Genomic DNA, 23580 nt, shown 5'->3' with positions numbered 1-23580 from the left:
ATATGTTACAATAAGCTTTGTCAATGAAAGAAGGAATTCCGTGCATTGCACGGGAGAGGTTCGCGAACTCCCTCTATAAAAAACTATGGAAACAACAATATCTTTAGGTATTGTTTTGTTTTTTTATTGTGACAGTTCAAGAACGTTCTTTCTTCTTATTCGTAGTAGAGAAGGAGAATGAGTGAAATGAAAAAAGAAAAGGCAGTTGTTGTTTTTAGTGGAGGACAAGATAGTACGACATGCTTATTTTGGGCAATAGAGCAGTTTGCAGAAGTAGAAGCTGTAACGTTTAATTACAATCAACGTCATAAACTAGAAATTGAGTGTGCAGCGGAAATTGCGAAAGAGCTAGGAATTAAACATACGGTGCTAGATATGAGTCTATTAAATCAACTTGCTCCAAATGCGTTAACGAGAACGGATATGGAGATTACACATGAAGAAGGTGAATTGCCATCGACGTTTGTGGATGGACGAAATTTACTATTCCTATCATTTGCTGCTGTATTAGCAAAACAAGTTGGAGCACGTCATATTGTAACGGGTGTATGTGAAACTGATTTCAGTGGTTATCCAGATTGCCGTGACGTGTTTGTGAAATCGTTAAATGTTACTTTAAATTTATCCATGGATTATCCGTTCGTAATTCATACACCACTTATGTGGATTGATAAAGCGGAAACATGGAAATTATCAGATGAACTTGGAGCATTCGAGTTTGTTCGAGAAAAAACATTAACATGTTATAACGGAATCATTGGTGATGGTTGCGGTGAATGTCCAGCATGTCAGCTTCGTAAAGCAGGATTAGATACGTACCTACAAGAACGCGAAGGAGCAAATAACTAATGGATAATTTCTTTGGATTTCGCATCGTAGAAAATTTGCAAAAAATGGACAAGGATATTCAGCGTAAACAGCTCAAATATCATAATAAAAGAGTAATGGTCAGCAAGGAATTTACATTTGATGCAGCACACCATTTACACTGTTATGAGGGGAAATGTAAAAACTTACATGGTCACACATATAAAGTTGTATTTGGGATTAGTGGATATGTAAATGAAATAGGTCTTGCGATTGACTTTGGAGATATAAAAGAAATTTGGAAAAATGAAATAGAAATTTATTTAGACCATCGTTATTTAAACGAAACGTTACCAGCAATGAATACGACTGCTGAAAACATGGTCGTTTGGATTTATGAAAAGATGGCAGAAGCATTACTAAAAGATAATCGTGCGAACGAATATAAAGGAGCTCGTGTTGAATTTGTTCGTCTTTTTGAGACGCCAACTAGTTATGCGGAAGTAAGACGGGAGTGGATGCTCGATGAGTAAAATCCCTGTCTTAGAAATATTTGGTCCGACCATTCAAGGTGAAGGAATGGTTGTGGGACAAAAGACGATGTTTATCCGTACAGCTGGCTGTGATTATAGTTGCGCATGGTGTGATTCTGCTTTTACGTGGGATGGATCGGCTAAGGAACAAATTAGACAGATGACAGCAGAGGACGTTTGGAACGAGCTTGTAGAAATTGGTGGCGAAAATTTTTCTCATGTTACGATTTCAGGTGGAAATCCAGCATTGTTGAAAAATATTGAGTTTCTTCTTTCTATATTAAAAGAGAATGGAATGCGGACGGCAATCGAAACGCAAGGGAGTAAATGGCAAGATTGGTTACTTCAAATTGATGAGATAACGATTTCTCCAAAACCACCAAGTTCGACGATGAATACTGATTTTCAGAAGTTAGATGCTGTTATTCAGAAACTAGCAGGAAAAGATATTAGTTTAAAGGTAGTAGTATTTGACGATTATGACTTTGAGTATGCAGTTAAGATGCACGAACGTTATCCAGATGTTCCATTCTTCTTACAAGTAGGGAATGATGATACAAAAACTGTGGATGATGCGATGTTGATTAAAAAATTATTAGATAAATACGAGTGGCTTATTGAAAAAGCGGTTAACTGTAAAGAAATGAATAATGCAAAAGTATTGCCACAGCTTCATGCGTTAGTATGGGGAAATAAACGCGGAGTATAATGAGAAGGGATGTTTAAAATGGCAGGAAGATTAGATGAAGATTTAAAAGATGTAACTTTATTAGGAAATCAAAATACAAAATATTTATTTGAATATAGCCCAGAAATTTTAGAGGTATTTGATAACAATCATCCAAACCGTGATTATTTTGTAAAATTTAATTGCCCTGAATTTACAAGCTTATGTCCGAAAACAGGTCAACCAGATTTTGCAACAATTTATATTAGCTACATTCCAGAACAAAGAATGGTAGAGAGTAAATCTTTAAAGCTATATTTATTTAGTTTCCGCAATCATGGTGACTTCCACGAAGATTGCATGAACGTTATTATGAATGATTTAATTAAATTAATGGATCCGCGTTACATTGAGGTATGGGGGAAATTCACACCACGTGGAGGGATTTCAATTGATCCTTACTGCAACTACGGTCGCCCAGGCACGAAGTATGAACAAATGGCAGACTACCGTATGATGAACCATGATCTATATCCAGAAACAATTGATAATCGTTAATATATAATAGAAAGAAAGGATCTGTATAACATACAGATCCTTTCTTTCTATTATATTATGCATTTTGATTAATGACAGTATAGTTTTTATGACTTACAACTGTAAGAGGTTCCATATCTAGTTCTCTAAAATTTTCCATAATTGTTATATCTACAATAACGGAGTTTTGATTTACTTTTTGAACACGGCCTTGCATTCCACCTTTAAATTCAATGATATCTCCAGTTTCTGCGATCTGCATAAGCAACTCTCCTTGTTACAGTTTTCCAAAAAAAGAATAATTTTGGTTTTTTTTATTTCCTCTTATTTTGAACCATATTGTCTAGTTTGTAAATGTTTCCAAAGTAAAAATTCGAAAAATATTCACATTTTGTAAGAAAATATGCAAGAACTCCAAGTTATTAGAAAAAAAGAACGGTTTAAATGCGCGCATCTTTATATAGGGGTATAATGAAAAAATACAATAACCTACTAAAGTGGGAGAAATTAGAGGCGGTAAAATGATGTTTGAATTTGTGGGGAGTGTTATAGCATTAACTTTATTTGTATTTTCTTATATAAATTTAAAAAAGATTCGTCATCATGAAACGACTACATATTTTGATGGGATGGATGGTATACATGCTGGGGTCACACATGAGAGTGGTTGGGATATGTAAAGGTGTATAACTTTCTTTTTTTGCGTGGTATGATATTTAAAAATAGTACATAATAGAGTTCGTAAGTGATGAATGGAGAGTGGAAAGAATGAAGATTTCTTTTATTCGTCATGGCCGCTTAGATCGTACTATAGAACCAATGACGGTTACATCCTTTCACGAATGGATGAAAGGATATGACTTACATACTATAACAGAAAAAGCACCTATACCAATGGAAACAATGGAAACGGTTGAAGCAGCAAAGTTGATTGTAACGAGTAATCAAAGGTGTGCTATACAGTCAGCAGCTGAATTAATGAATTCTTTATCTTTTATGCAAAATTCTCTTTTTAGGGAAGCTGAAATTCCGACGAATTTTTATGCTCCAACATGGTTGAAATGTAAACTTAACGTATGGATGTTTATCGGGCGAACATTATGGATACTTGGTTACCATAAAGGTGTTGAGTCTTATAAGGAAGTAAGAGAGAGGGCAAGGCAAGCGGCTTACTTATTACACCGTTATGCTCTCGTACATGGAAGTATTGCTCTTGTAGGTCATAATTACATTAATGCAATGGTTGGTGCGGAGCTGAGAGCGATGGGATGGTCTGGTTCTCCTATTTTACATAGGAAGCCATGGGGATGTACAACCTATACATTCCACGAAGCGATGGATGGAAATATATTAAATACAAAATTAACATAAAAGCACACGATTTATATATAAATCGTGTGCTTTCTTTTTAAGATATAGAAATTTTGATGTTTAATGTTTTTACGAGGTGTGCATAAGGTTCGCCTACAAGCATAACGATTTGATCTTTTTTATAACCTAGTTTTTCATATAGTGAATAGGCACGTTTGTTTTCTAAATTAACAAGTAATGCGATTTTTTCATGCTCCTTTTCAGTTGCATGGATTTCAGCAGCTTCAATTAATTGAGAACCGATTCCTTTTCCGCCATATGCACTTGAAACTGATAATGTATCAATGTAATATTCATCAAGTTCAGCTTCTTTTTCTAATGTAATTGATTCATCTTTATGTAATTCTCTTAAGTAATGTACAATTGGTGCATCAAGACTTGTTGCTTCACTACCGTGATAAGCGACAATAACCCCAACTGCAACCCCGTCTTGTACATATACAAAACAGTTTTCATAGCTCAGTCGATTTCTCTCTTTTGAGAACCATGTTTCAAGTCCTAGTAATACTTCTGTCTCAACTGTGCTGCCTGTGATTTTTTCAGCAATTTCGTGCAGAGCGTTATATAATAAAGGTGCAATTGCCTTCGCATCTGTCTTTTTTGCTTTCCGAATCATAGTATCCCTCCTAATTCTATTTATATATTGTAGCATAGTGGTATGGAACTTTGCATAATTGAATGCTGAAATGATTGATATAGAGAAGTAGCTATGTTAGTATATGATATTTAGTGGACATATACTAAAGAGATCTTTTTTGAAAAATAATGAAAATGAAATGAAGGTATAGCACCTGGATAATTTTACAGTTGTTGACCTATAGAATATACGATAAAATAAAATATTGCATAGAGGTGAAATACATGGATAAAGAATTAGCAAATGCAATTTTGGATCAGCTGAAAAATGGTGAAATAAAGGAGTATGTTGTTACGAAAGATGTATTTTATACGTTCAGAGAAGTTGTAGTAAGTCGAGAAGATTTTAAACATATTATTGGGAACGCACAGCGCGGCGGACAAGTAATTTATACATATTCAGAAACGCCACGTTCGTAACTAGAAGAATATAGGGAGGAGAATTATGGGCGATTTTAAACAAGGCATATTACCGCATTGGGATTATATGTGGAAAGATAGAGCTGGCAATAGGTTTATGGGGATGGTCATGTATCCAGAGAAACGAAAGTGTTCGGCAAAAATGCTTCAGAAAATAAAAAGAGCATATGAAGAGGCTATAGAAATTAAAGTAACCGTACAAGTTCAACATACATATCAGTACGTAGAAGGAATGATTGTGTACTTTGATGAAGAAGCTCCTGTATGTACAATGATTGATAAAGATGAAAATCCACATCATATATTTGTAAAAGATATTTTGCGCATTGAGCACTCAGAATAATCTTTTCATAAATAAGTTGAATTTCCATAATAATAATCTTTTTCTATAATAGTTATCTTTTAGTATGTAACGCGAACCGAAAGTATATGTATAATATTTAATAAAGTAAAACTGATAAATGTAATCGTTTTTTAGAACAGATTATCGTTTCATGTCTGTTCTTTTTTGCGTGATGCTGGAGAAATATATTCCTCCAGCATTTGCCGTTTTATGACAAAATATATTGGTAACTTTTTTAAAAATAAGGTTAAATTCGTTGACAACTTTTTTGAAAAGCACTTTATTGACATGAGTTTTAGAATGTTGTTTCATAGTCATTGTATTGAAAAAAATCGACTGTCTTGTCGAAAAGTAAAATTTAAAAAAAGAAAGAATTTATACATATATCTTGTGTCTTATTTTGAAACGTAATACAATATATAGAGAAATCAAGAAACAACATACAGAGAGTATAGATTGGAGAGGGAGGGTCGGAAATGATAGTTGCATATGATTCTATGACAGGAAACGTGAAACGTTTCATTCACAAATTAAATATGCCGGCCGTTCAAATTGGTGAAGATCTAGTAATAGATGAAGACTTTGTTTTAATTACGTATACAACAGGTTTTGGCAATGTACCAGAACGTGTTTTAGAATTTTTAGAGCGCAATAATGAAAAATTAAAAGGCGTATCTGCAAGCGGCAATCGTAACTGGGGAGACATGTTCGGTGCAAGTGCTGACAAAATTTCTGCTAAATATGAAGTGCCTATTGTATCAAAATTTGAGTTATCAGGAACAAATAATGATGTAGAATATTTTAAGGAAAGGGTGCGGGAGATTGCGACACATTGAACTGAATAATGAAATCACGCAAATGCAGGACGGTTTTTATCAGCTTCATAAAGATAAAGAGGCATTAGAAGTCTTTATGGAAGAAGCTAGAGAAAATACCGTTCATTTTAATAGCGTGGCAGAGCGAATGGAGTATATGAAAGAATATGATTACTATTACAACGTTCTGGACGAGTATAGCTTGGAGGAAGTAGAAGAGGTATATAACATCGCTTATGGTGAAAACTTCGAGTTCCAATCTTATATGGCAGCATCTAAGTTCTACAAAGATTATGCGTTAAAAACAAATGATCAAAAACAATACTTAGAAAGCTATGAAGATCGTGTAGCAATTGTTTCATTATACTTAGGACGCGGTGATGTTGCGAAGGCAAAACACTTCGCAAGCATGATTGTAAAACAAAACTACCAACCAGCGACACCAACCTTTTTAAATGCGGGACGAAGCAGAAGAGGAGAAATGGTGTCTTGTTTCTTGTTAGAGATGGATGATAGCTTAAATTCAATCGGCTTTAACATTAATACTGCAATGCAATTATCAAAAATCGGCGGTGGAGTAGCTTTAAACTTGTCTAAGCTACGTGCACGCGGTGAGCAAATTAAAGGTATCGATAACGCTGCAAGTGGTGTAGTACCTGTTATGAAATTACTTGAAGATTCGTTTTCATATGCAAATCAACTTGGGCAACGAAAAGGTGCCGGCGCAGTATACTTAAACATTTTCCATTGGGATATTATTGAATTCCTTGATACAAAAAAAATAAATGCCGATGAGAAGAGCCGTATTCAGTCTCTATCAATCGGAATTATCGTTCCAAGTAAGTTCTTTGAGCTTGCTGAGAAAAACGAACCTTTCCATGTTTTCGCGCCTTATACGGTATATAAAGAATACGGAAAGCATTTAGATGATATAGACATTGATGAAATGTACGATGAATTAATGAGCAATCCGAAAGTGAAGAAGAAGCCGCTAGATATTAGTGCACGTGATATGCTTATTAAAATTGCTATGATTCAGCTTGAGTCTGGTTACCCATACTTAATGTTTAAATCAAATGCAAATAACCAACATCCACTGAAGGATATTGGAACTGTGAAGATGTCGAACTTGTGTTAAATATGTAGCACCTTCTAGTAGAAATGCTAGTCGAAAACTCCGTTAAACGGGGAAAGCCTCAAATTTGAGGTAACCTACCGTGCTAAATCTTATCTTAGAATGAAAATATAAAAGTTCAGAATGTATCTTATTATTTTGTATAGCAGAGTTATGGGACAACATAAAGTAATAAGATACATTCTGAAGTATGTAAGATAAGTAAAAGCCTAACGACTATCCCTTATGGGAGTAGAGCGCAAGCGATTGGCGTTCGAAAAGCGGAGCACCTAATCAGGTAATGCTGTAGGTGATGATATAGTCTGTCCTGTATGGTGACATACAGCAGTTGCATGAGCAACGGACTGAGGAGTAGCGGACTCGGTTGAACATTCGAGACAGAAATCTTCCAGCTTCAAGAAACTTCTGAAATAAATGATTACGGTACAGATGATATTATCCGTCGTGATATTAACTGTAATTTAGGATCGTTAAATATCGTGAATGTAATGGAAAATAAAGAAATTCGTGAAGCTGTTCATGCGGGAATGGAAGCTTTAACAGCTGTGTCTGATATGACGATCATTCCGAATGCACCAACTGTGAAAAAAGCAAATGATGAGCTTCATTCAGTTGGACTTGGCGCAATGAACTTACACGGATATTTATCAAAAAACAAAATCGCATATGAAAGTGCAGAAGCGAAAGAGTTCGCTCGTACATTCTTTATGATGTTAAATTACTACTCTATTGAAAAAAGTATGGAGATCGCTAAAGAAAAAGGCGAAACATTTAAAGACTTCGATAAGTCTGATTATGCGAATGGCACATACTTTGAAAAGTACGAAACGACAGATTACAGCCCAGTAACTGAAAAAGTTCAGCAACTATTTGAAGGAATTCATATTCCAACAAAAGAAGATTGGACAAGTTTAAAAGAGCAAGTGAAGAAGAATGGATTATATAATTCATACCGTCTTGCTATCGCTCCAACACAATCTATCAGTTACGTTCAAAATGCAACTTCAAGCGTAATGCCGATCGTAAGTCAAATCGAATCAAGAACATATGCGAATGCGACAACATATTATCCAATGCCGTATTTATCAAAAGATACGTTCTGGTACTATAAATCTTCTTACGATATGAATCAGTTTAAATTAATTGATTTAATCGCAGAAATCCAAGAACATATTGACCAAGGAATTAGTACAATTCTTTACGTTAATAGTGATATTTCAACACGTGAGTTAGCACGTTACTACATCTATGCACATAAAAAAGGCTTGAAGAGTCTTTATTATACGAGAACACGTAAGTTAAGCGTGGAAGAGTGCGTAGCTTGTACCGTTTAATATAAAAAGTGAGACATCATGAGCAGGGTTTTCTGAACCCTGCTCATGCTTAGTTATCAATTTTTCATGTTTATTTAGAGAAGGGGCGATTGAATGCGTGCGGTAAACTGGAACAAAAAAGAAGATGATTTTAGTTTAATGTTTTGGAAGCAAAACATCGCTCAGTTTTGGACAGAAGAAGAAATCGCAGTATCTTCTGACAAAAATACTTGGGCACAATTATCAAAAGAAGAGCAGGTTGCTTATAAGCGTGTATTAGGTGGTTTAACACTTTTAGATACGAAACAAGGTGGCGAAGGGATGCCACTTGTACTTGTTCATCTTGAAAATTTACAAGCGAAAAGTGTATTAGCTTTCATGGGAGCTATGGAAGAAGTACATGCGAAGAGTTACAGTCATATTTTCACAACGTTAGCTACTGAAGAAGAAATTGATGATATTTTTGAATGGGTAGACAATCATCCATTACTTGAGAAAAAAGCTGGTATTGTTACTAGTTACTATCGTCGTTTATTAAAGCCTGAAGTAACGAAAAAAGAGTTATACATGGCGATGGTAGCAAGTGTATTCTTAGAAAGTTACTTATTCTATAGTGGATTCTTCTACCCACTTTACTTAGCAGGTCAAGGTAAATTGACAGCAAGTGGTGAGATTATTAACCTAATAATTCGTGATGAGTCAATTCACGGCGTATTCGTCGGTATTTTAGCACAACAACTCTTCGCAGAACTTTCTGCAGAAGATCAACAAGAAGTGCAAAAAGAAACACAAGAGTTATTAATGGAACTATATGAAATTGAAATGGCATACACAGAAGAAATTTACACTTCTATCGGTCTTGTAGAGGATGTAAATCGTTTCGTTCGTTACAATGCGAATAAAGGACTTATGAACTTAGGACTTGAGCCGAAGTTTGAAGAAGAAGAAATTAACCCAATCGTTTTAAATGGTTTACGTACAGATACGAAAAACCATGATTTCTTCTCTGTAAAAGGGAATGGTTACGTAAAAGCAACGAACGTTGAAAAGTTAGCTGATGATGACTTCGTGTTTGATTTTTAATATATACTCATAAAGAAAAGCTGTCTTATTCATTGATAAGACAGCTTTTCTTTATGGATTTGTTTACATAACACTATTATTTTTGTAATTAAATGGGTATTTACAAACTATTTGTATCAGTGTATTATTTAACTAGTACACCGATACAAAAGGAGGGAAGAAATGAAAATAGAGTTTTCTCCAAATACACCAATTTACATTCAGGTAATGGAATACATAAAAAAAGAAATCGTAACAGGACATTTATTGCCTGGTGATAAAATTCCCTCTGTACGTGAATTAGCGAGTGAATTACAAGTAAATCCAAATACGATTCAGCGTACATTTCAAGAGCTAGAACGGGATGGGGTTGTTGTCACACGTAGAGGAATGGGTCGATATGTAACGAATGAAGGGGAGAAAATTATGGAGCTGCGAAAAGAGATGGCGAAAGAATTACTTCATTCTTTTATAGATGGAATGGACAATTTAGGTTTTTCAGAAGAAGAAATTCTTACAATCCTTCGTTCTTCATTACACGAGAAGAGGGAGGAGAGCGAATGACAGAGTTATTAAAAATAGAAAACTTATGGAAGAGATACGGATTGAAAGCAGTGATCCGTGAATTAAACATAGAGATTACGGAAGGGAAAATTATAGGACTCGTTGGAGATAACGGGAGCGGGAAAACGACGTTATTGAAAATGATTGCCGGTCTGCAGCATCCTTCCGAAGGCAGTATTACAATTGCTGGTAAAAAGGTAGGATTAGAAACGAAAGAAATTGTTTCTTTTATGTCAGATAAACCAGTATTTGATGATTGGATGACGGTAAAAGATTCTTTATTCTTCTATCGAGATTTTTATAAAGACTTCGACATTCAAAAAGCGGTAGATACGATTGCGGAATTTAAAATACCGTTAGAAGAAAAAATTACAGCTTTATCAAAAGGTATGGTTGAAAAGCTACAAATTATTTTAACATTTTCTAGGAAAGCGAGGTTATACGTACTAGATGAACCATTGGGCGGGATTGATCTCGTTTCTAGGGAGCATGTACTGGAACTTATTTTACAGTTTTATCGCGAAGACTGTACTATTTTAATTGCAACACATTTAATTGGAGAAGTGGAAAATATTTTTGACGAAGTAATCTTTTTAAAAGATGGTGAGAGTGTATTGCATGAAAATGTAGAGGAATTACGTTTCCAAAGAGGAAAAGCTGTTACGGATTTGTTTAAGGAGGTGTTTAGTAGATGAAGGCCAGTTTAATATATATGTACAATGCGAATAAAAAACAAATTTTCATTTCGTTATTGTCATTCATATTTATTGCAGCTGTCGCTTTTGTAAGTATGGGGAATTATATTAAACAAGAATCAGGAGAAGTAAGGCAAATGATTATAGTTGCCTTAGTATTCTTAGTTTATATAATTTTTGCGGTATTAGTATTTCTGCAGGCGATGTCTGCGTTTGGGAAAATGACCGAAAGTACATTATTTCGATTAACACCGATATCTGGTAAAAAAATTGTTTTAGCAATATTGTCATATGCGGCAATTAGCTTAATGTGTTTTGAAGTAATAGGTACTATGTTTTTCTATAGCATTTCGATGAAAGTAATAAAAGGTACAGAACTCTATGGATTGTTATTTACCGAAAGTACACTTACGTTAGATATAGTAAAACAATTATTTAGCAGTGTGTTATATGTATTTAATTTATCAAGTGTATTGTTAGTTTTACTTTTTACAGTAGCTGGCGTTAAAGTATTTTCTTTGAAAAAGAAAAAAATGGAGTATGTAATTATTTTCTTCTTATTTTTACTAGTAACGAAAGTAATCAATATGATATATGAAATGCTAGGTGGACTTGCACCTACACCTGCTTTTATAAAAAAGTTAGTGTATATAGATGAATCATCAGAAGCAAATGTGTTTCTTTATCCGGAAAAGCTTATGAATTTATATAGTATTGCTTTTTCAATCGGTATATTTGTTTTATTTGTTTATATAACAGGTCGCATAATCGATAAGAAACTAGAAGTCTAAAGGAGGAATCAACATTGGGAAATGTAGTAGTAAAGTTAGAGAATGTTCGAAAAAAGATTGGTGGAACGGAAATTATCCGCGGTTTATCATTTGAAGTTCGTGAAGGGGAAGTGTACGGGTTTCTTGGACCGAATGGTAGTGGTAAAACGACGACAATTCGTATGATGACAGGTCTTATATCAATGACAGAGGGCGATATTACAATTTGTGGTCATAGTATTCGCACGGAGCGTGAAAAGGCGCTAGAGCAAATTGGAGCGATTGTAGAAAATCCTGAACTATATGATTATATGACAGGAATGCAGAACTTAAAGCATTTTGCGAACATGGCAATTACACCGATTAGTAAAGAGCGCATTGCTGAAATTGTAAAGCTTGTTGAATTGGAGCATGCGATTCATAAAAAAGTGAAAACATATTCACTTGGCATGAAACAACGTTTAGGAATTGCACAGGCATTACTGCATCAGCCAAAAATCTTAATTTTAGATGAGCCGACAAATGGATTAGATCCAGCTGGTATTCGCCAAATTCGTGATTATTTACAACGTTTAGCGAAAGAGGAGAATATTGCTGTAATCGTATCAAGTCACTTATTAAGTGAAATTGAACTCATGTGTGATCGTGTTGTTATTATTAAACAAGGTGAGTTTGTACAAGAGTACAACTTACATGAACAAGCAAAACATGATGAGACAGTAGTTGTAGCGTTTGAAGTAGATCAAGTACAGAAAGCAAATGAAATCATTGAAGGTAAGGCGCAAGGAAATGTCATTGTAGTATCTGTAACGAAAGAAGAAATTCCACAACTTGTAAAGAAACTTGTGAGTGACGATGTGCTTGTATACGGGGTTACCGTTCAAAATAAAACGTTAGAGGATGAGTTCTTAGCGATTACAGGGGGAGTGAAAGCGTAATGTTTAAATTAATTCAAAATGAATTTTTAAAGTTGCATGCGAAAAAAGGTATGTATATTTTAATTGGTGTTATTGCAGTATTGGAGATTTTGGGAGTTTTAGCAATGCTGAAATGGGGGGACGGAACTGAATTTAAAGGATCATATTTAGATTTTGCAAGTTCAGAGATTGGTTTAATTACTTTGTTTGCAACAATTTTTGGGATTACGATTGCTTCTCGTATGATTACTGATGAGTTCCAAAAAGGTACAATTAAGCAGTTATTAATCCGTCCAAGAAAACGAGTGACAGTTTTATTCTCTAAATATATTACAGTGTTACTTACTATAGTATTTATCATATTTGCTAGCACGTTAATTGCAATGATTGTTGGCGGAATTGTAATGGATGGTAGTAAAACAGAATTAACGGTAGGAATCGTAATGAAATCTACTTTATATCAAGTACTTTCGCCGTTCTTCTTTGCGACGCTTGCATTTTTCTTAGCAAATGTATTTAGAAAATCTGTATTACCATTAATTATTACGATGTTTTTCTTCTTTTTACAAGGACCAATTAATATGGTACTGATGATGTTTGCAAAAGGTGTAGCGAAATTTGTAGTGTTTTTCCATTTAAATTTAAGTGTTTACGATAGCAATAAATTAGTGAGCGGCGGGATGGAACCAACATTTACAGAGTTTACATTTACAACTTCATTATTACTTGTAGCTGCATACTTTATTGTATTACTTGTAGCATCAAGTGCATTATTCCAAAAACGTGACGTATTATAATAAAAGAAATCCCCGCTTGTAGAAACGGGGATTTTTCTTACATAACTTTCTTGTAGATTGCAACTTAAAGAACAGTGATATGGTATTTTAAAAGATATGTTGTTTGAAAGTATTTGAGAAAAATAGGAAGAATTTCAACTATATTCGAATTATAATTTAGTTATCTGACCATTTATTTATATTATCTTTGGGGGTGTTCTATATGCACTATGCATTTTCACGTATAAGACTCCGTAGCTTTTTTGGATGGATGATTATAGGGTTGTTCCTTACGATGATCCCATTAGGTCTATCGAATGTTTCTGAGAGTACGATGGAAGTTATTTCACAAATAACTATATTTTTTGTATTTCCGTTATTTTGGTTATACGTAAAAACAAATAAAAATAATGTTGTATTTAACAGTTTTTTTGATAAGCCAGGACGTTTACCGTGGGGGTTAATTGTATTAGCGACGATAATGGGAATGATTTTTTCAGTTGGTATATCTCATATTCAATTTTACATATTAGCACATACGTTACCGAATTTCTTAGTTACTATGTTAGAAGATGGAACTGTTATTAATACGAGTAACATATATATGACGATATTTACTTTCATTTCAGCATGTGTATTAGCACCTATTATGGAAGAGGTTATTTTTAGGGGATTCTTTTTACAGCGAATGGCTTATAAATGGGGGATAAAAAAAGCTGTAATTATATCTTCACTTATTTTTGGTCTAGGACATTTTGATGTTATTGGTGCGTTCATGTTTGGTGTTGTAATGTGTCTCTTATACATAAAGACGAAAAATATATGGACGAATATCGCTGTACACGCTCTAAATAATTTGATTGCAACAAGTATGCAATTTGTCGGTGGAGAAGAGAGTAGCGCAATCTCAATTCCTGAATTACAAGCGCAAAGTAATTTATGGATCGGTATCGGTCTTACAGTTGTTGGTTTACTGTGGTTAACTCCGTATGCTTGGAAGCAATGGCGTACAGTAAAAGAAGTTGGTGTGCCGCCGATGCGCTTTATAAATGAGGAAAAAATAGTAAGTGTGTTACAAGAAAATGAAGTGTATAGTCAAGTGATTGTAACAGATAGACTGATGGCTGTAGAGCTACCAGATGAAGCAGTAAATAAGCTTCGATTAGAAGAAAATGATTATGTAACAGTATCTGTAGAAGACGATAAAATCGTTATAAAGAAAGCGCGTGATACATAATTAAAAAGTAGCTCCTTAGGAGCTACTTTTTAATTTGTAATAATTTCTACACGAAAATTATTACCGTTCTTTACATATTTAATATCTGTAACGATACGGACTGTTTTTAAAATCTCCACTTTTTCACCAATTCGAGGGATAGTCGGAACATTGTCCCAAATGCCAAGCAAGTCATCTAATTGTGCCGTTTTTTCATAAAACCAGATTTTCAATGTAAAGCCCCTTTCTCGAACTTTATGTATTTTAATACATAATATATTATTTTTATTCTTATTGTAAGGGGTTTTTATATATTTTATGAATAAAAATAAATTAAACTTCTGGGAAGATATGTTCAATATCAGGAGTAAGAGATACTTCTGATAATACGATATGAGAAACAGTCGTTGCATATGAAGAAACATCATTGATAAATTCTTCAAGTTCAACGAGTGAAGGAACAGAAATTTTTACAATGTAGCATAAGCTCCCTGTTACTCGGTAACAAAAACTTGCAGATGGATAAGACTGAATAAACTGTTGCATACGTGTTGTATCACCATTTTTTAAAGTGATTTCTAAAATACAATCTAAAACAAGTCCTGCTTTTTTATAATCAATATCGATTGTGTACTTTTGAATCACGCCTTCACTTTCAAGTTTGCGAACACGTTCTGCAGTAGACGGAGCAGATAAGTTTACTCGTTTCGCCAATTCACGCATGGAAAGGCGACTATCATTATATAATTCATTTAAAATCTTTCGATCGACACGGTCTAGTTGCATTTGTAAATATACCTCCAGTAAAATAATGATTTTTGTAAAGTAAAAATATAAATTAAGATTCATATGAAATGTAAAGTGAACTTTATTTATTTTACAATAAAACGGAAGGAAATAGGAGGGGAAATGATGGAGAGAATTTCATTATCAAATGTAGGAGTTACAAAGTTTCAAAAGTTATTAGGGCATAATCCAGATCTATTACATGCATGGAGTATGGTAGAGAATACACTGTATAGTAAAGGAACTCTGTCGGCAGAGCTAAAGGAGCAAGTAAGAAGAACATTAGCGTACGGGAATGAATGTCCGTACTGTATGGCAAAGGGAAGACCTGATGATATGCAAAAGGTAGAAGAAATGAGTGTAGCAGTTACTTTTGCACATACATTTGTTCATGATAAAAAGGCAATAGATGATAATATGTTTCATGCATTGAAACAATATTGGACGGAAAAAGAAATTGTAGAGCTTTGCGCTTATATTTGTTTTATTACTGCGTCACAACAACTTGGTTTTCTGTTTCAATTACAGCCGAATGAAGGAGAAAATGATGACTAATCAAATAGCACTTATCATAATTGATGTACAAAAGGCGTTTCAGTTACCATACTGGGGCGAGAGAAATAATCTTTTTGCTGAAGAAAACATGAGAATGTTATTAGCAGAATGGAGAAAAAGGAAACGACCAGTTTTTCATATTCAACATGTAAATAAAGAAAATGCTCAATCGATGTTTTATGAAGGAGCGGAAACGGTGAACTTTAAAGAAGAGCTGAAGCCATTACCAGGCGAAGTGATTATTCAGAAATCTGTTAACAGCGCGTTCATTGGGACAAATTTAGAAGAGCAATTAAGAGAGAACAAATGTAATGCAGTAGTGGTTGTAGGATTAACGACAAATCATTGTGTGGAGACTACGACACGAATGGCAGGAAATTTAGGATTTACAACGTATTTAGTGAGTGATGCAACGGCTACTTTTAACCGTAAAGGTCTAGATGGTAAAGAGTATAATGCAGAGGATATTCACAATATGACACTTGTAAATTTACATGAAGAGTTTGCTACGATTGTAACGACAAAAGAAGTATTAAAATTATTTTAAGAAAATAATTGCGAATTATGTAGAAAAAAATAAGAATATTTCGTATAATCTAAGTACAATCATTTTGAAATAGGGGTGGCATCATATGGAGCAAATTCCGGTAAAGAGAATAGAAGAAGTACTTGTTGTAGCAGGGGACGATAAACAGAAGCAAAAGGAATTTTATGAATTGCTCTTATCTACTGAGTTTTATGTTGCTGGTTCACTAGAAGCAGAGGACGGGGCAACAGAAGGAATACTTCGTTTGCGTCATTTCCAAGGAGAGGGTAGATGGATCGTTCCGTTCTTTACACAAATGGAATTTGTAAAAGACGTGTTGCCAGAAGGAACGCCCCTTATTACGATACGTGGAAAAGAATTATTTGGTAGCATTGAGAAAGATGCTACAGCAGTATTAAATGTTGGCACTGATATAAGTAAAACATTTATTCCAGAAGAAGTTGCAGATATCGCATCTGGACGAATTTTTAATTATTATAAATAAAAGGAAAAGCGGAATCGCTTTTCCTTTTTAATTTGAATACGGATTGGCTACGCCAGAAGAAATAGAGAGTGTTTTATTATTTGTATTTATTGTCGCTGTAGCTCCAAGAGGAATCCCGATGTTTGGGCTTATATGTCCAATTGGTAAACCGAATAGGACAGGTATATGATATGGTGCGAAAAATTCATATAGTATTGTTTGCAATGATTGAGATGGTTTAGAAGGAGTGCAGTCGTGACAACTTGTAAAAATAACACCGCTACATTCATTAAACTTTCCAGATATAAGTAGCTGATTTAACATACGGTCAATGCGATACGGTTCTTCCCCAATGTCTTCAAGCAACAAAAGTTTATTAGCCGTATTTATCTCATAGGGTGAGCCAATTATACTCGTTAATACAGTTAAATTTCCTCCCGCCAATGTGCCTGTAACTGTACATGGAGAGGTAGGTACGATACATTCTGAAGCTGATAAGATGGTTGAATACGGATGGAATAGTTGATTGAAAGAAGATAAAGAAAGAGAATCTACACCTTTACCTAATTCTTCAACCATTGGACCATGAAAAGTAACAAGCTTTGCATAACGTGAAAAGGCCGTATGTAAAGCTGTAATATCGCTATATCCCCAAAAGATTTTTGGATTCTGCTGAATGATTTCATATTGAATGTGAGGGAGGAGACGAGCACTTCCGTAACCACCTCGTGCACAGAAAATGGCCTTTACTTCATTATTTGTAAATGCTTCGTGTATATCATCGAGCCGAACTTGATCACTTCCAGCTAAATATCCATATTTCTCATAAACACTCTTCCCGATTACTACAGATAAACCCATTTCTTGTAATAGGGTTACCCCTTTTAAGACATTTTCAATTGTTGGTGGGCCGGACGGTGCAATAATCATAACTGTATCACCTTGTTGTAACGCATCTGGATAAATCATCATTTTCAGCCTCCTTCCCTTTCAATATATTCGCTTCATAGGAAGTTCAACCCTTGTAAAAGAAGGGGAAAGTTTGTCAAATAAAGAAGATATAAGGGGAATAGGAGGAGAAATGATGTTTACAAGTCGCGTAATAGATGTATTACAAATTAAGTATCCAATCATTCAAGCAGGTATGGCAGGTGCGATTACGACGCCTGAGCTTGTTGCAGCTGTAAGTAATAGCGGAGGATTAGGAACGCTTGGAGCAGGCTATATGAGCCCTGAACAAATTCGTGACGCAATTTATAAAATAAGAGAACGAACGGATAAGCCTTTCGGTGTTAATTTACTGTTAACGAAAGAGATACAAATAGAAGAAGAGAAGGTAACCTTGGCAAAGGGATTACTTAGCGGAGTAAATAAAGAATTCGGTATAGAGGAAGAAGAGACGATAAAGCTTCCGAGAAGCTATAAAGAACAATTACAAGTGTTAGTAGAAGAAAACGTGCCAGTCGTTAGCTTTGCATTTCAAACGTTAGAAAAAGAAGAAATAGATGACTTAAAAAGAAGAGGAATAAAAGTCATCGGAACAGCTACTCATGTGAGAGAGGCGAGGGTGCTTGCTGAATTAGGAGTAGACATTATTGTCGGTCAAGGTAGCGAGGCAGGAGGGCATAGAGGAACATTTATTGGGAAAGAACAGGACGCTATGATTGGGACGTTCGCATTAATTCCGCAGTTAGTAGCAGCAGTCCCGCATATACCAATTGTTGCAGCAGGGGGTGTAATGAACGGGCAAGGGCTTGTTGCGGCATTTACACTGGGGGCAGAAGCTGTTCAAATGGGATCAGCCTTTTTAACGAGTGATGAAAGTATTACGCATGATGTGTATAAAAAAGCAGTTTTACATAGTACAGATACGAGTACAACTGTGACCCGTGCGTTTTCCGGGAAATATGCACGGGGTATTCGTAATGAATTTATAGAGAGATATGAAGGGAAAGAAAAAGGGCTTCCGATGTATCCAGTGCAAAATGTATTAACTTCTAAAATACGCCAAGAAGCAGCAAAACATAATAAAGGAGAATACATGTCGCTTTGGGCAGGGCAAGCGTCATCATTAGCACGAATAGAATCAGCTCAGCATGTAGTGGAGCGAGTGATGAAAGAAGCAGGTAACGTAATCGAACAATTGCAAAATATATATAGAAAAAGACCACTTGAATAATTCAAGCGGTCTTTTCATTAGTTTGCTTTATAAAATTGTTGGATGGCTTCATCGATATAAACCCAGCCTTTCCAACCTAAGTGCATATGATCTTTTAAGAAGTATTTATCATACTCATGATTTGAGAAGTCGGCAATTGGATAGCCAGCTTTCTCAATTTGCTCATGAACTTTTTTGTAGTACAATTCGCGACGTTCTTTCGGGAAGCCAGCGTAATCGTACCAAGGACCTTTTACAGGAACAGAAATGAAGAGTGGTTTTGCACCAGATTGTTTTAATAAATCAAGTACAATTTGTAAATCTTCATATTCTGGCGATTGATCATAAGCATCATTTTTTAAGTAGCCTTCACGTTGCTTTAACTTCTTCTTAATCTTGCTGTTGAAGTAATCATCTTCGATACCGTATTCGTTAGAACCTGATTCTACTGCACCAGTTTGATCTGCATGTTTACGAGCTTCTTCCCAATTCATTTGTTTTAATGAAGGGTCAAGTTTTTCTTTATGCGGTTTAATATCAAACATTGCTGTAAATAAATCTTTACGATCTAAAATGTTACGATAAATATAAGCGAAAGGTTTAGCAGCAAGTGCTTTTACTTTATGCTTTGTATCATCATAAACGATACCTTCAAGCGAAATTTTTAATAAAGTTTCTTTCTTAACGATCTCAAAGTTTAATAAACGTTTTGCAATTTGCTTTTTCATTTCAGGCTTTAAGTCATCATTGAAAAGTAAGTGATAGCCTTGTTGTTTTGAAAAGTTAGGTGCAAAGTGTGTTTCATCAATACCTTGTGGTACAAACCATTGAGGAGAAAGAACAAATACCATTTTCTTATCTTTCAATTGATCCATTGTAGATGCAAAGTTTAACACATGTACAAGGTCTTGTGTTCCTCCGCGTCCAAGAAGGAATGGTGTGAACCCTTCAGGTTTTACTTTGAAATAATTTGATGGATGGAAAGCATCCATACGTGCGAATTCCGATGAACCGTACATCGGAAGGTATTTCGGGTCTGCTAACATCTTTTGCTGTAAAATCATACTTTGAATCTTTTCTTCTTTTAAAGAAGTGGCAGCTTGTTCTACTTTTTCATCACTTAAAAGTGGAAGTAGGAAGCGCGTTGGAATAAGTAAGAATACAGCAAAAAGGGCCAATGCTAAAAGCATCGGACCAAATTTTGCTTTGTTCATCGGATTTCTTCCAACTTCTTAATAACCATGTTTGGTGTAGCCCACTCGTCACGGTCAAAATCAGAAATAGAAACTTCAATATCTAAACGCTCTTGGAATTCAACTAATAAAGATACTACAGCGAAAGAATCAAGAATACCTTCTTCAAATAATTGAACATCTAAGTTTTCTTTCACAATATCGTTTTCACATACTTCTTCTAAAATATCTAATACTTGCTCTTTGAATTCTGCCATTTTTAAAATCTCCTTTATATCCGAAATATATTATATGTGCAACTTCTTATTAGTATAAGAAGGGTGCATTAAAAGTATCTGTTAAGGTGTCCAGAGAAAATTAGGAAACCGAAACATACAACGTGGAACGTAATTACAATCGCAAGGACGTGTGTAAATTTATTGTTTGGCCAAAACTTATGCTTCTTGTTTTTTCGTTCGAAAATATCGAATAAAATAAACAGTGCGGCATGATAGAGACCATAAATAACATACTGCGCAATGGCGCTTCCTTGGATGTGCCAAATTCCCATAATGAAGAAGTTTAAAAAGGCACCGATATACGAAATTGTGTAACGGTTCTTGATTAACTTTTTCTTCGTTGCAAAAAAGACGAAACGCATGTAAATAAAATCACGGAACCAGAATGATAAACTCATGTGCCAGCGGTTCCAGAAGTCTTTAATGTTACGACTAAGGAATGGCTTATTAAAGTTTTCTGGTGTTTTAATTCCCATCATGTAACTGATACCAATTACGAACGCACTATAACCTGCAAAGTCAAAGAATAATTGCATGCTAGTAGCGTACATAAAAATCACATTAGATAAAAGTGTATCTTGATTGGCGAATACTGCCTTAACAAGGTATGTTGTTATCAAGTGCGCGATTATAAACTTATACAGAAAACCTTGGAAAATACGGTTAAGCCCTGTATATAGTAACTTTTGATATTCTTCAGCGCTAGGTGGCTTTTGAATATCTTTTTGGAATCTACGGTAACGATCAATAGGTCCACTTGAAATCGCAGGGAAGAATAAAACAAACTCCCAGAAATTAAAGAAGGAAAGTTCTTTAATTAAATTATCACGAACTTCAAAGACCATTTGTACAGCTCTAAATGTTACGTAAGACATACCTGCGAAAACAATAAAATGTAATTCAGGTACAAATGGTGCGATTTTTGCCAAAATAAGTGGCAAAATCGATAAAATAACAGCTATACAAAACATGAATGTACTATTATTTTGTTTTCTTAAAATTAAATAGCCTTTAATTAGGGCATATTGCCAAATAATAAATGCGGCTAACATAATCGCTTGCTTCGGTTTATCCGAGAAGATAATAGCAATCATGACTAATGTTAAAACGGCATTATATTTACGCAACATTTTACCTTTTAATCCAGCTATGATAGTAGGTATTAATAAAATGCCCACTATAGCGAAAAAATAAAATGATCCATATGCGGTCATGCTGTAACCTCACTCAATAATTTTTTGCGATCTACCTTTCCATTTGGTGTCATTGGAATAGAAGATTGATACATGAATTTACGTGGAATCATGTAGTTTGGTAACCGCTCATTGAGTTCTTTTTTAATTGCAGATGTTAATTTGAATTCTTTTTCAAATGAATGTTCTCCAGGAACAACAACCGCTAATAAATAATCGTATTTCTCACCTTTTTTAATTGGAACGATAACTGCTCCTTCTACGTAAGAACACGCACGAAGGTGATGCTCAATTTCTTCTAATTCCATTCGATAACCATGCAGCTTAATTTGGAAATCAAGACGACCATTATAGAATAGAAGACCATTTTCAACATAGCCAGCATCGCCTGTTTTATAGGCGCGCTCACCGTCAATCATAGTAAATGCTTTTTCTGTTAATTCAGGGCTTCCTAAATATCCAACACTTACGCTTGGACCGACAATTACGATTTCACCTTTTTCACCATCAGGTGCAATGGTGCCATCTTCTTTCATAATAAGAAGGCGGCAATCTGATTTACAGTAGCCAACTGGAAGTGATTTGTATTGATCAAGCACTTCTTCTGTAACGTGAATACCTGTTACAGCGACAGTAGCTTCTGTTGGACCGTACGTATTCATAATTGTCGCTTTCGGGAAACGCTCAATTAATTTTCTAGCTACTTCATTTGGTAACACTTCACCGCAGAATAAGAATGTTTTCATGTTCGGTAGCATACTCTCAGAGAAAGATGCTTCCATTAAACACATCTCTGCGAAAGATGGTGTTGAAGTCCATACTTGTATATCCGATTGCTCTAAAGAAGCAAACAAGTCTTTTGGACGTGCAATCATATCTTTATCGATTGCCCAAAGTGTACCACCTGTTACTAAGGATGGGTAAATATCCATGACAGATAAATCGAATGAGAAAGGTGCTTGGTTTAAGAATACTTGTCCTGTTTGTAAGTTGAAATCTTCTACAGCCCATTTTGTAAAGCTTACAAGGCAGTTATAAGTAATCTGAACCCCTTTCGGATTACCTGTGCTTCCTGATGTGTAAATAATGTAGAAGTTCTCATCACCTTTTACCGCATGTTCAGGATTTGGAGTGTTCCCTTTATGAGTAAAGAAAATATCTTTTAAGTTGTCTTCACTTACAATGCGAACTGGTAAATCAGTTACAGTTACTTCAGTTTCTGATAAAAGTAGTTTCGCACCAGAATTTTCAGCGATACGTTGTACACGATCAGCTGGGATAGATAAATCTACAGGAATATAAGCGTGTCCAGCTTTTACACATCCTAAAAAGTTAATAATCATTTCAGGTTGCATATGGCCATACACCATAATTGGTGAACGATCATCTGGATACTCAGAAGAAATCCAATGTGCTAACGCATCAGAATCTTCCTTTAATTGTTTGTACGTAATTTTCGCATCTCGCCAAACAAAAGCAGTTTGATCAGGCGTTTCAATAGCCCACTTTTCAATTTGTTCTAATAACTTCATAACGTTCCCACCCTAAAATTCGTTGTAAATAAATGTACTTGTGTTTGTATCATGGAATCCATACAACCAAAGCAATGCAAATAAAATTGCAAGGTAATAAACCGTCTTTGCAACCCATTGTGTGAGTGGTCGAGACCATATCTCTTTTAATCTTTCCATGTCTTTCCCTCTCTTAATGAAATGATAGCTCTTTGTAGGTATCATGTCCTACATTATTGTGAAAAAAACAAAATTCCACATTTTAGGTAAAAATAAGTCAAAAGGCTCTTTTCTGATATTAGCACTAAATACTAAAAAA

General features: G+C 34.9%; 31 protein-coding genes, 1 pseudogene and 1 riboswitch. Of the genes and pseudogenes, 22 read left to right on the top strand and 10 right to left on the bottom strand.

Features of this window, described 5'->3' with window-relative positions; translation table 11 throughout:
* The first annotated feature begins 49 nt into the window (after window positions 1-49).
* Window positions 50-93: riboswitch (PreQ1 riboswitch) on the top strand.
* 93 nt (window positions 94-186) lie between these two features.
* The 4 genes from queC to queF are packed head-to-tail and all read left to right on the top strand — an operon-like array spanning window position 187 to window position 2565.
* Window positions 187-849 carry a 7-cyano-7-deazaguanine synthase QueC gene (gene queC, locus ACLBWW_RS08330; protein WP_048544998.1) on the top strand — a complete coding sequence of 221 codons (663 nt, stop codon included), beginning with the start codon at window positions 187-189 and terminating at the stop codon, window positions 847-849.
* A complete protein-coding gene (gene queD / locus ACLBWW_RS08325) occupies window positions 849-1340 on the top strand; it encodes a 6-carboxytetrahydropterin synthase QueD (RefSeq protein ID WP_000368411.1) in 492 nt (163 codons plus the stop codon). The genes queC and queD overlap by 1 nt, the downstream gene beginning before the upstream one ends.
* Window positions 1333-2049: a 7-carboxy-7-deazaguanine synthase QueE gene (gene queE, locus ACLBWW_RS08320; RefSeq protein ID WP_000036302.1), complete on the top strand. Its 717-nt coding sequence runs from the start codon at window positions 1333-1335 to the stop codon at window positions 2047-2049. The genes queD and queE overlap by 8 nt, the downstream gene beginning before the upstream one ends.
* 18 nt (window positions 2050-2067) lie before the next feature.
* Window positions 2068-2565, top strand: a complete 498-nt coding sequence (gene queF / locus ACLBWW_RS08315; protein ID WP_000918895.1) for a preQ(1) synthase — start codon at window positions 2068-2070, stop codon at window positions 2563-2565.
* A gap of 55 nt (window positions 2566-2620) precedes the next feature.
* Here queF and ACLBWW_RS08310 read toward each other — a convergent pair whose 3' ends face one another.
* Window positions 2621-2806 carry a YkvS family protein gene (locus ACLBWW_RS08310; protein WP_001165081.1) on the bottom strand — a complete coding sequence of 62 codons (186 nt, stop codon included), beginning with the start codon at window positions 2804-2806 and terminating at the stop codon, window positions 2621-2623.
* A 262-nt stretch (window positions 2807-3068) separates the two neighbouring features.
* On the opposite strand from ACLBWW_RS08310, the gene ACLBWW_RS08305 reads away from it, so the two are divergent.
* Both ACLBWW_RS08305 and ACLBWW_RS08300 read left to right on the top strand, forming a co-directional pair.
* Window positions 3069-3224: a hypothetical protein gene (locus ACLBWW_RS08305; protein ID WP_048545344.1), complete on the top strand. Its 156-nt coding sequence runs from the start codon at window positions 3069-3071 to the stop codon at window positions 3222-3224.
* Window positions 3225-3312: 88 nt separating this feature from the next.
* Window positions 3313-3915 (top strand): hypothetical protein, encoded by a 603-nt coding sequence (locus ACLBWW_RS08300; RefSeq protein WP_048544994.1) that lies wholly within the window; start codon window positions 3313-3315, stop codon window positions 3913-3915.
* A 37-nt stretch (window positions 3916-3952) separates the two neighbouring features.
* On the opposite strand, the gene ACLBWW_RS08295 is transcribed toward ACLBWW_RS08300, so the two are convergent.
* Complete coding sequence (locus ACLBWW_RS08295) at window positions 3953-4531, bottom strand: GNAT family N-acetyltransferase (protein ID WP_048544992.1); 579 nt, start codon at window positions 4529-4531, stop codon at window positions 3953-3955.
* A gap of 245 nt (window positions 4532-4776) precedes the next feature.
* Between ACLBWW_RS08295 and ACLBWW_RS08290 the strand changes: the two genes are divergently transcribed.
* The 12 genes and pseudogenes from ACLBWW_RS08290 (at window position 4777) to ACLBWW_RS08235 (ending at window position 14598) form a co-directional block, all read left to right on the top strand.
* Window positions 4777-4971 carry a hypothetical protein gene (locus ACLBWW_RS08290; RefSeq protein ID WP_000356682.1) on the top strand — a complete coding sequence of 65 codons (195 nt, stop codon included), beginning with the start codon at window positions 4777-4779 and terminating at the stop codon, window positions 4969-4971.
* 25 nt (window positions 4972-4996) lie between these two features.
* A complete protein-coding gene (locus ACLBWW_RS08285; RefSeq protein ID WP_000502198.1) occupies window positions 4997-5314 on the top strand; it encodes a hypothetical protein in 318 nt (105 codons plus the stop codon).
* Between the two features lie 476 nt (window positions 5315-5790).
* On the top strand, window positions 5791-6150 hold the full coding sequence (gene nrdI / locus ACLBWW_RS08280; protein ID WP_000634376.1) for a class Ib ribonucleoside-diphosphate reductase assembly flavoprotein NrdI: 360 nt from the start codon (window positions 5791-5793) through the stop codon (window positions 6148-6150).
* Window positions 6137-7264, top strand: a pseudogene (locus ACLBWW_RS08275) (ribonucleotide reductase N-terminal alpha domain-containing protein); the annotation flags it as partial. The gene nrdI and the pseudogene ACLBWW_RS08275, both read left to right, overlap by 14 nt.
* A gap of 383 nt (window positions 7265-7647) precedes the next feature.
* The gene (locus ACLBWW_RS08270; protein ID WP_306295567.1) at window positions 7648-8598 is read left to right on the top strand and encodes a ribonucleotide reductase; all 951 of its coding nucleotides are present in this window, start codon (window positions 7648-7650) and stop codon (window positions 8596-8598) included.
* Window positions 8599-8691: 93 nt separating this feature from the next.
* The gene (nrdF, locus tag ACLBWW_RS08265) at window positions 8692-9660 is read left to right on the top strand and encodes a class 1b ribonucleoside-diphosphate reductase subunit beta (RefSeq protein ID WP_048544989.1); all 969 of its coding nucleotides are present in this window, start codon (window positions 8692-8694) and stop codon (window positions 9658-9660) included.
* Between the two features lie 162 nt (window positions 9661-9822).
* On the top strand, window positions 9823-10203 hold the full coding sequence (locus tag ACLBWW_RS08260; RefSeq protein WP_000687513.1) for a GntR family transcriptional regulator: 381 nt from the start codon (window positions 9823-9825) through the stop codon (window positions 10201-10203).
* Entirely contained in the window at window positions 10200-10898 is a 699-nt protein-coding gene (locus ACLBWW_RS08255; protein WP_048544987.1) for an ABC transporter ATP-binding protein, read from the top strand. The genes ACLBWW_RS08260 and ACLBWW_RS08255 overlap by 4 nt, the downstream gene beginning before the upstream one ends.
* Window positions 10895-11689 (top strand): hypothetical protein, encoded by a 795-nt coding sequence (locus ACLBWW_RS08250; RefSeq protein ID WP_048544985.1) that lies wholly within the window; start codon window positions 10895-10897, stop codon window positions 11687-11689. The genes ACLBWW_RS08255 and ACLBWW_RS08250 overlap by 4 nt, the downstream gene beginning before the upstream one ends.
* A 14-nt stretch (window positions 11690-11703) precedes the next feature.
* Window positions 11704-12606, top strand: coding sequence for an ABC transporter ATP-binding protein (locus ACLBWW_RS08245; RefSeq protein ID WP_048544983.1), 903 nt, complete (start codon window positions 11704-11706; stop codon window positions 12604-12606).
* On the top strand, window positions 12606-13382 hold the full coding sequence (locus tag ACLBWW_RS08240; protein ID WP_048544982.1) for an ABC transporter permease: 777 nt from the start codon (window positions 12606-12608) through the stop codon (window positions 13380-13382). The genes ACLBWW_RS08245 and ACLBWW_RS08240 overlap by 1 nt, the downstream gene beginning before the upstream one ends.
* Window positions 13383-13584: 202 nt before the next feature.
* Window positions 13585-14598, top strand: coding sequence for a CPBP family intramembrane glutamic endopeptidase (locus ACLBWW_RS08235; RefSeq protein WP_098631275.1), 1014 nt, complete (start codon window positions 13585-13587; stop codon window positions 14596-14598).
* 29 nt (window positions 14599-14627) lie between these two features.
* Here ACLBWW_RS08235 and ACLBWW_RS08230 read toward each other — a convergent pair whose 3' ends face one another.
* On the bottom strand, window positions 14628-14810 hold the full coding sequence (locus tag ACLBWW_RS08230; RefSeq protein WP_000707104.1) for a DUF3913 family protein: 183 nt from the start codon (window positions 14808-14810) through the stop codon (window positions 14628-14630).
* Between the two features lie 100 nt (window positions 14811-14910).
* Window positions 14911-15363 (bottom strand): Lrp/AsnC family transcriptional regulator, encoded by a 453-nt coding sequence (locus tag ACLBWW_RS08225; RefSeq protein WP_001175500.1) that lies wholly within the window; start codon window positions 15361-15363, stop codon window positions 14911-14913.
* A 63-nt stretch (window positions 15364-15426) separates the two neighbouring features.
* Between ACLBWW_RS08225 and ACLBWW_RS08220 the strand changes: the two genes are divergently transcribed.
* From ACLBWW_RS08220 to ACLBWW_RS08210, 3 genes are all read left to right on the top strand, one after another.
* Complete coding sequence (locus ACLBWW_RS08220; protein ID WP_098221449.1) at window positions 15427-15918, top strand: carboxymuconolactone decarboxylase family protein; 492 nt, start codon at window positions 15427-15429, stop codon at window positions 15916-15918.
* Window positions 15911-16465: a cysteine hydrolase family protein gene (locus ACLBWW_RS08215; protein ID WP_116363177.1), complete on the top strand. Its 555-nt coding sequence runs from the start codon at window positions 15911-15913 to the stop codon at window positions 16463-16465. Before ACLBWW_RS08220 ends, ACLBWW_RS08215 begins: the two co-directional genes overlap by 8 nt.
* 85 nt (window positions 16466-16550) lie before the next feature.
* The gene (locus tag ACLBWW_RS08210; protein ID WP_000435201.1) at window positions 16551-16949 is read left to right on the top strand and encodes an SseB family protein; all 399 of its coding nucleotides are present in this window, start codon (window positions 16551-16553) and stop codon (window positions 16947-16949) included.
* 27 nt (window positions 16950-16976) lie between these two features.
* Here ACLBWW_RS08210 and ACLBWW_RS08205 read toward each other — a convergent pair whose 3' ends face one another.
* Window positions 16977-17897 carry a S66 peptidase family protein gene (locus ACLBWW_RS08205; RefSeq protein ID WP_098221470.1) on the bottom strand — a complete coding sequence of 307 codons (921 nt, stop codon included), beginning with the start codon at window positions 17895-17897 and terminating at the stop codon, window positions 16977-16979.
* A 115-nt stretch (window positions 17898-18012) separates the two neighbouring features.
* Between ACLBWW_RS08205 and ACLBWW_RS08200 the strand changes: the two genes are divergently transcribed.
* Entirely contained in the window at window positions 18013-19107 is a 1095-nt protein-coding gene (locus ACLBWW_RS08200; RefSeq protein WP_098221448.1) for an NAD(P)H-dependent flavin oxidoreductase, read from the top strand.
* A 17-nt stretch (window positions 19108-19124) separates the two neighbouring features.
* On the opposite strand, the gene dltD is transcribed toward ACLBWW_RS08200, so the two are convergent.
* From dltD to ACLBWW_RS08175, 5 genes are all read right to left on the bottom strand, one after another.
* Window positions 19125-20300 (bottom strand): D-alanyl-lipoteichoic acid biosynthesis protein DltD, encoded by a 1176-nt coding sequence (dltD, locus tag ACLBWW_RS08195; RefSeq protein ID WP_048544965.1) that lies wholly within the window; start codon window positions 20298-20300, stop codon window positions 19125-19127.
* Entirely contained in the window at window positions 20297-20536 is a 240-nt protein-coding gene (gene dltC / locus ACLBWW_RS08190) for a D-alanine--poly(phosphoribitol) ligase subunit DltC (protein ID WP_000807310.1), read from the bottom strand. Before dltC ends, dltD begins: the two co-directional genes overlap by 4 nt.
* 68 nt (window positions 20537-20604) lie before the next feature.
* Window positions 20605-21771, bottom strand: a complete 1167-nt coding sequence (gene dltB / locus ACLBWW_RS08185) for a D-alanyl-lipoteichoic acid biosynthesis protein DltB (RefSeq protein WP_144613754.1) — start codon at window positions 21769-21771, stop codon at window positions 20605-20607.
* Window positions 21768-23282, bottom strand: a complete 1515-nt coding sequence (gene dltA / locus ACLBWW_RS08180) for a D-alanine--poly(phosphoribitol) ligase subunit DltA (protein WP_098641760.1) — start codon at window positions 23280-23282, stop codon at window positions 21768-21770. Before dltA ends, dltB begins: the two co-directional genes overlap by 4 nt.
* Window positions 23283-23294: 12 nt before the next feature.
* Entirely contained in the window at window positions 23295-23441 is a 147-nt protein-coding gene (locus tag ACLBWW_RS08175) for a teichoic acid D-Ala incorporation-associated protein DltX (protein ID WP_000440293.1), read from the bottom strand.
* Between the last annotated feature and the right edge of the window lie 139 nt (window positions 23442-23580).

Source organism: Bacillus sp. M5A3_1b, from assembly GCF_053345335.1.
Note: the sequence above shows the minus strand (reverse complement) of the source record. Positions and strands in the feature narration are given on the sequence as shown.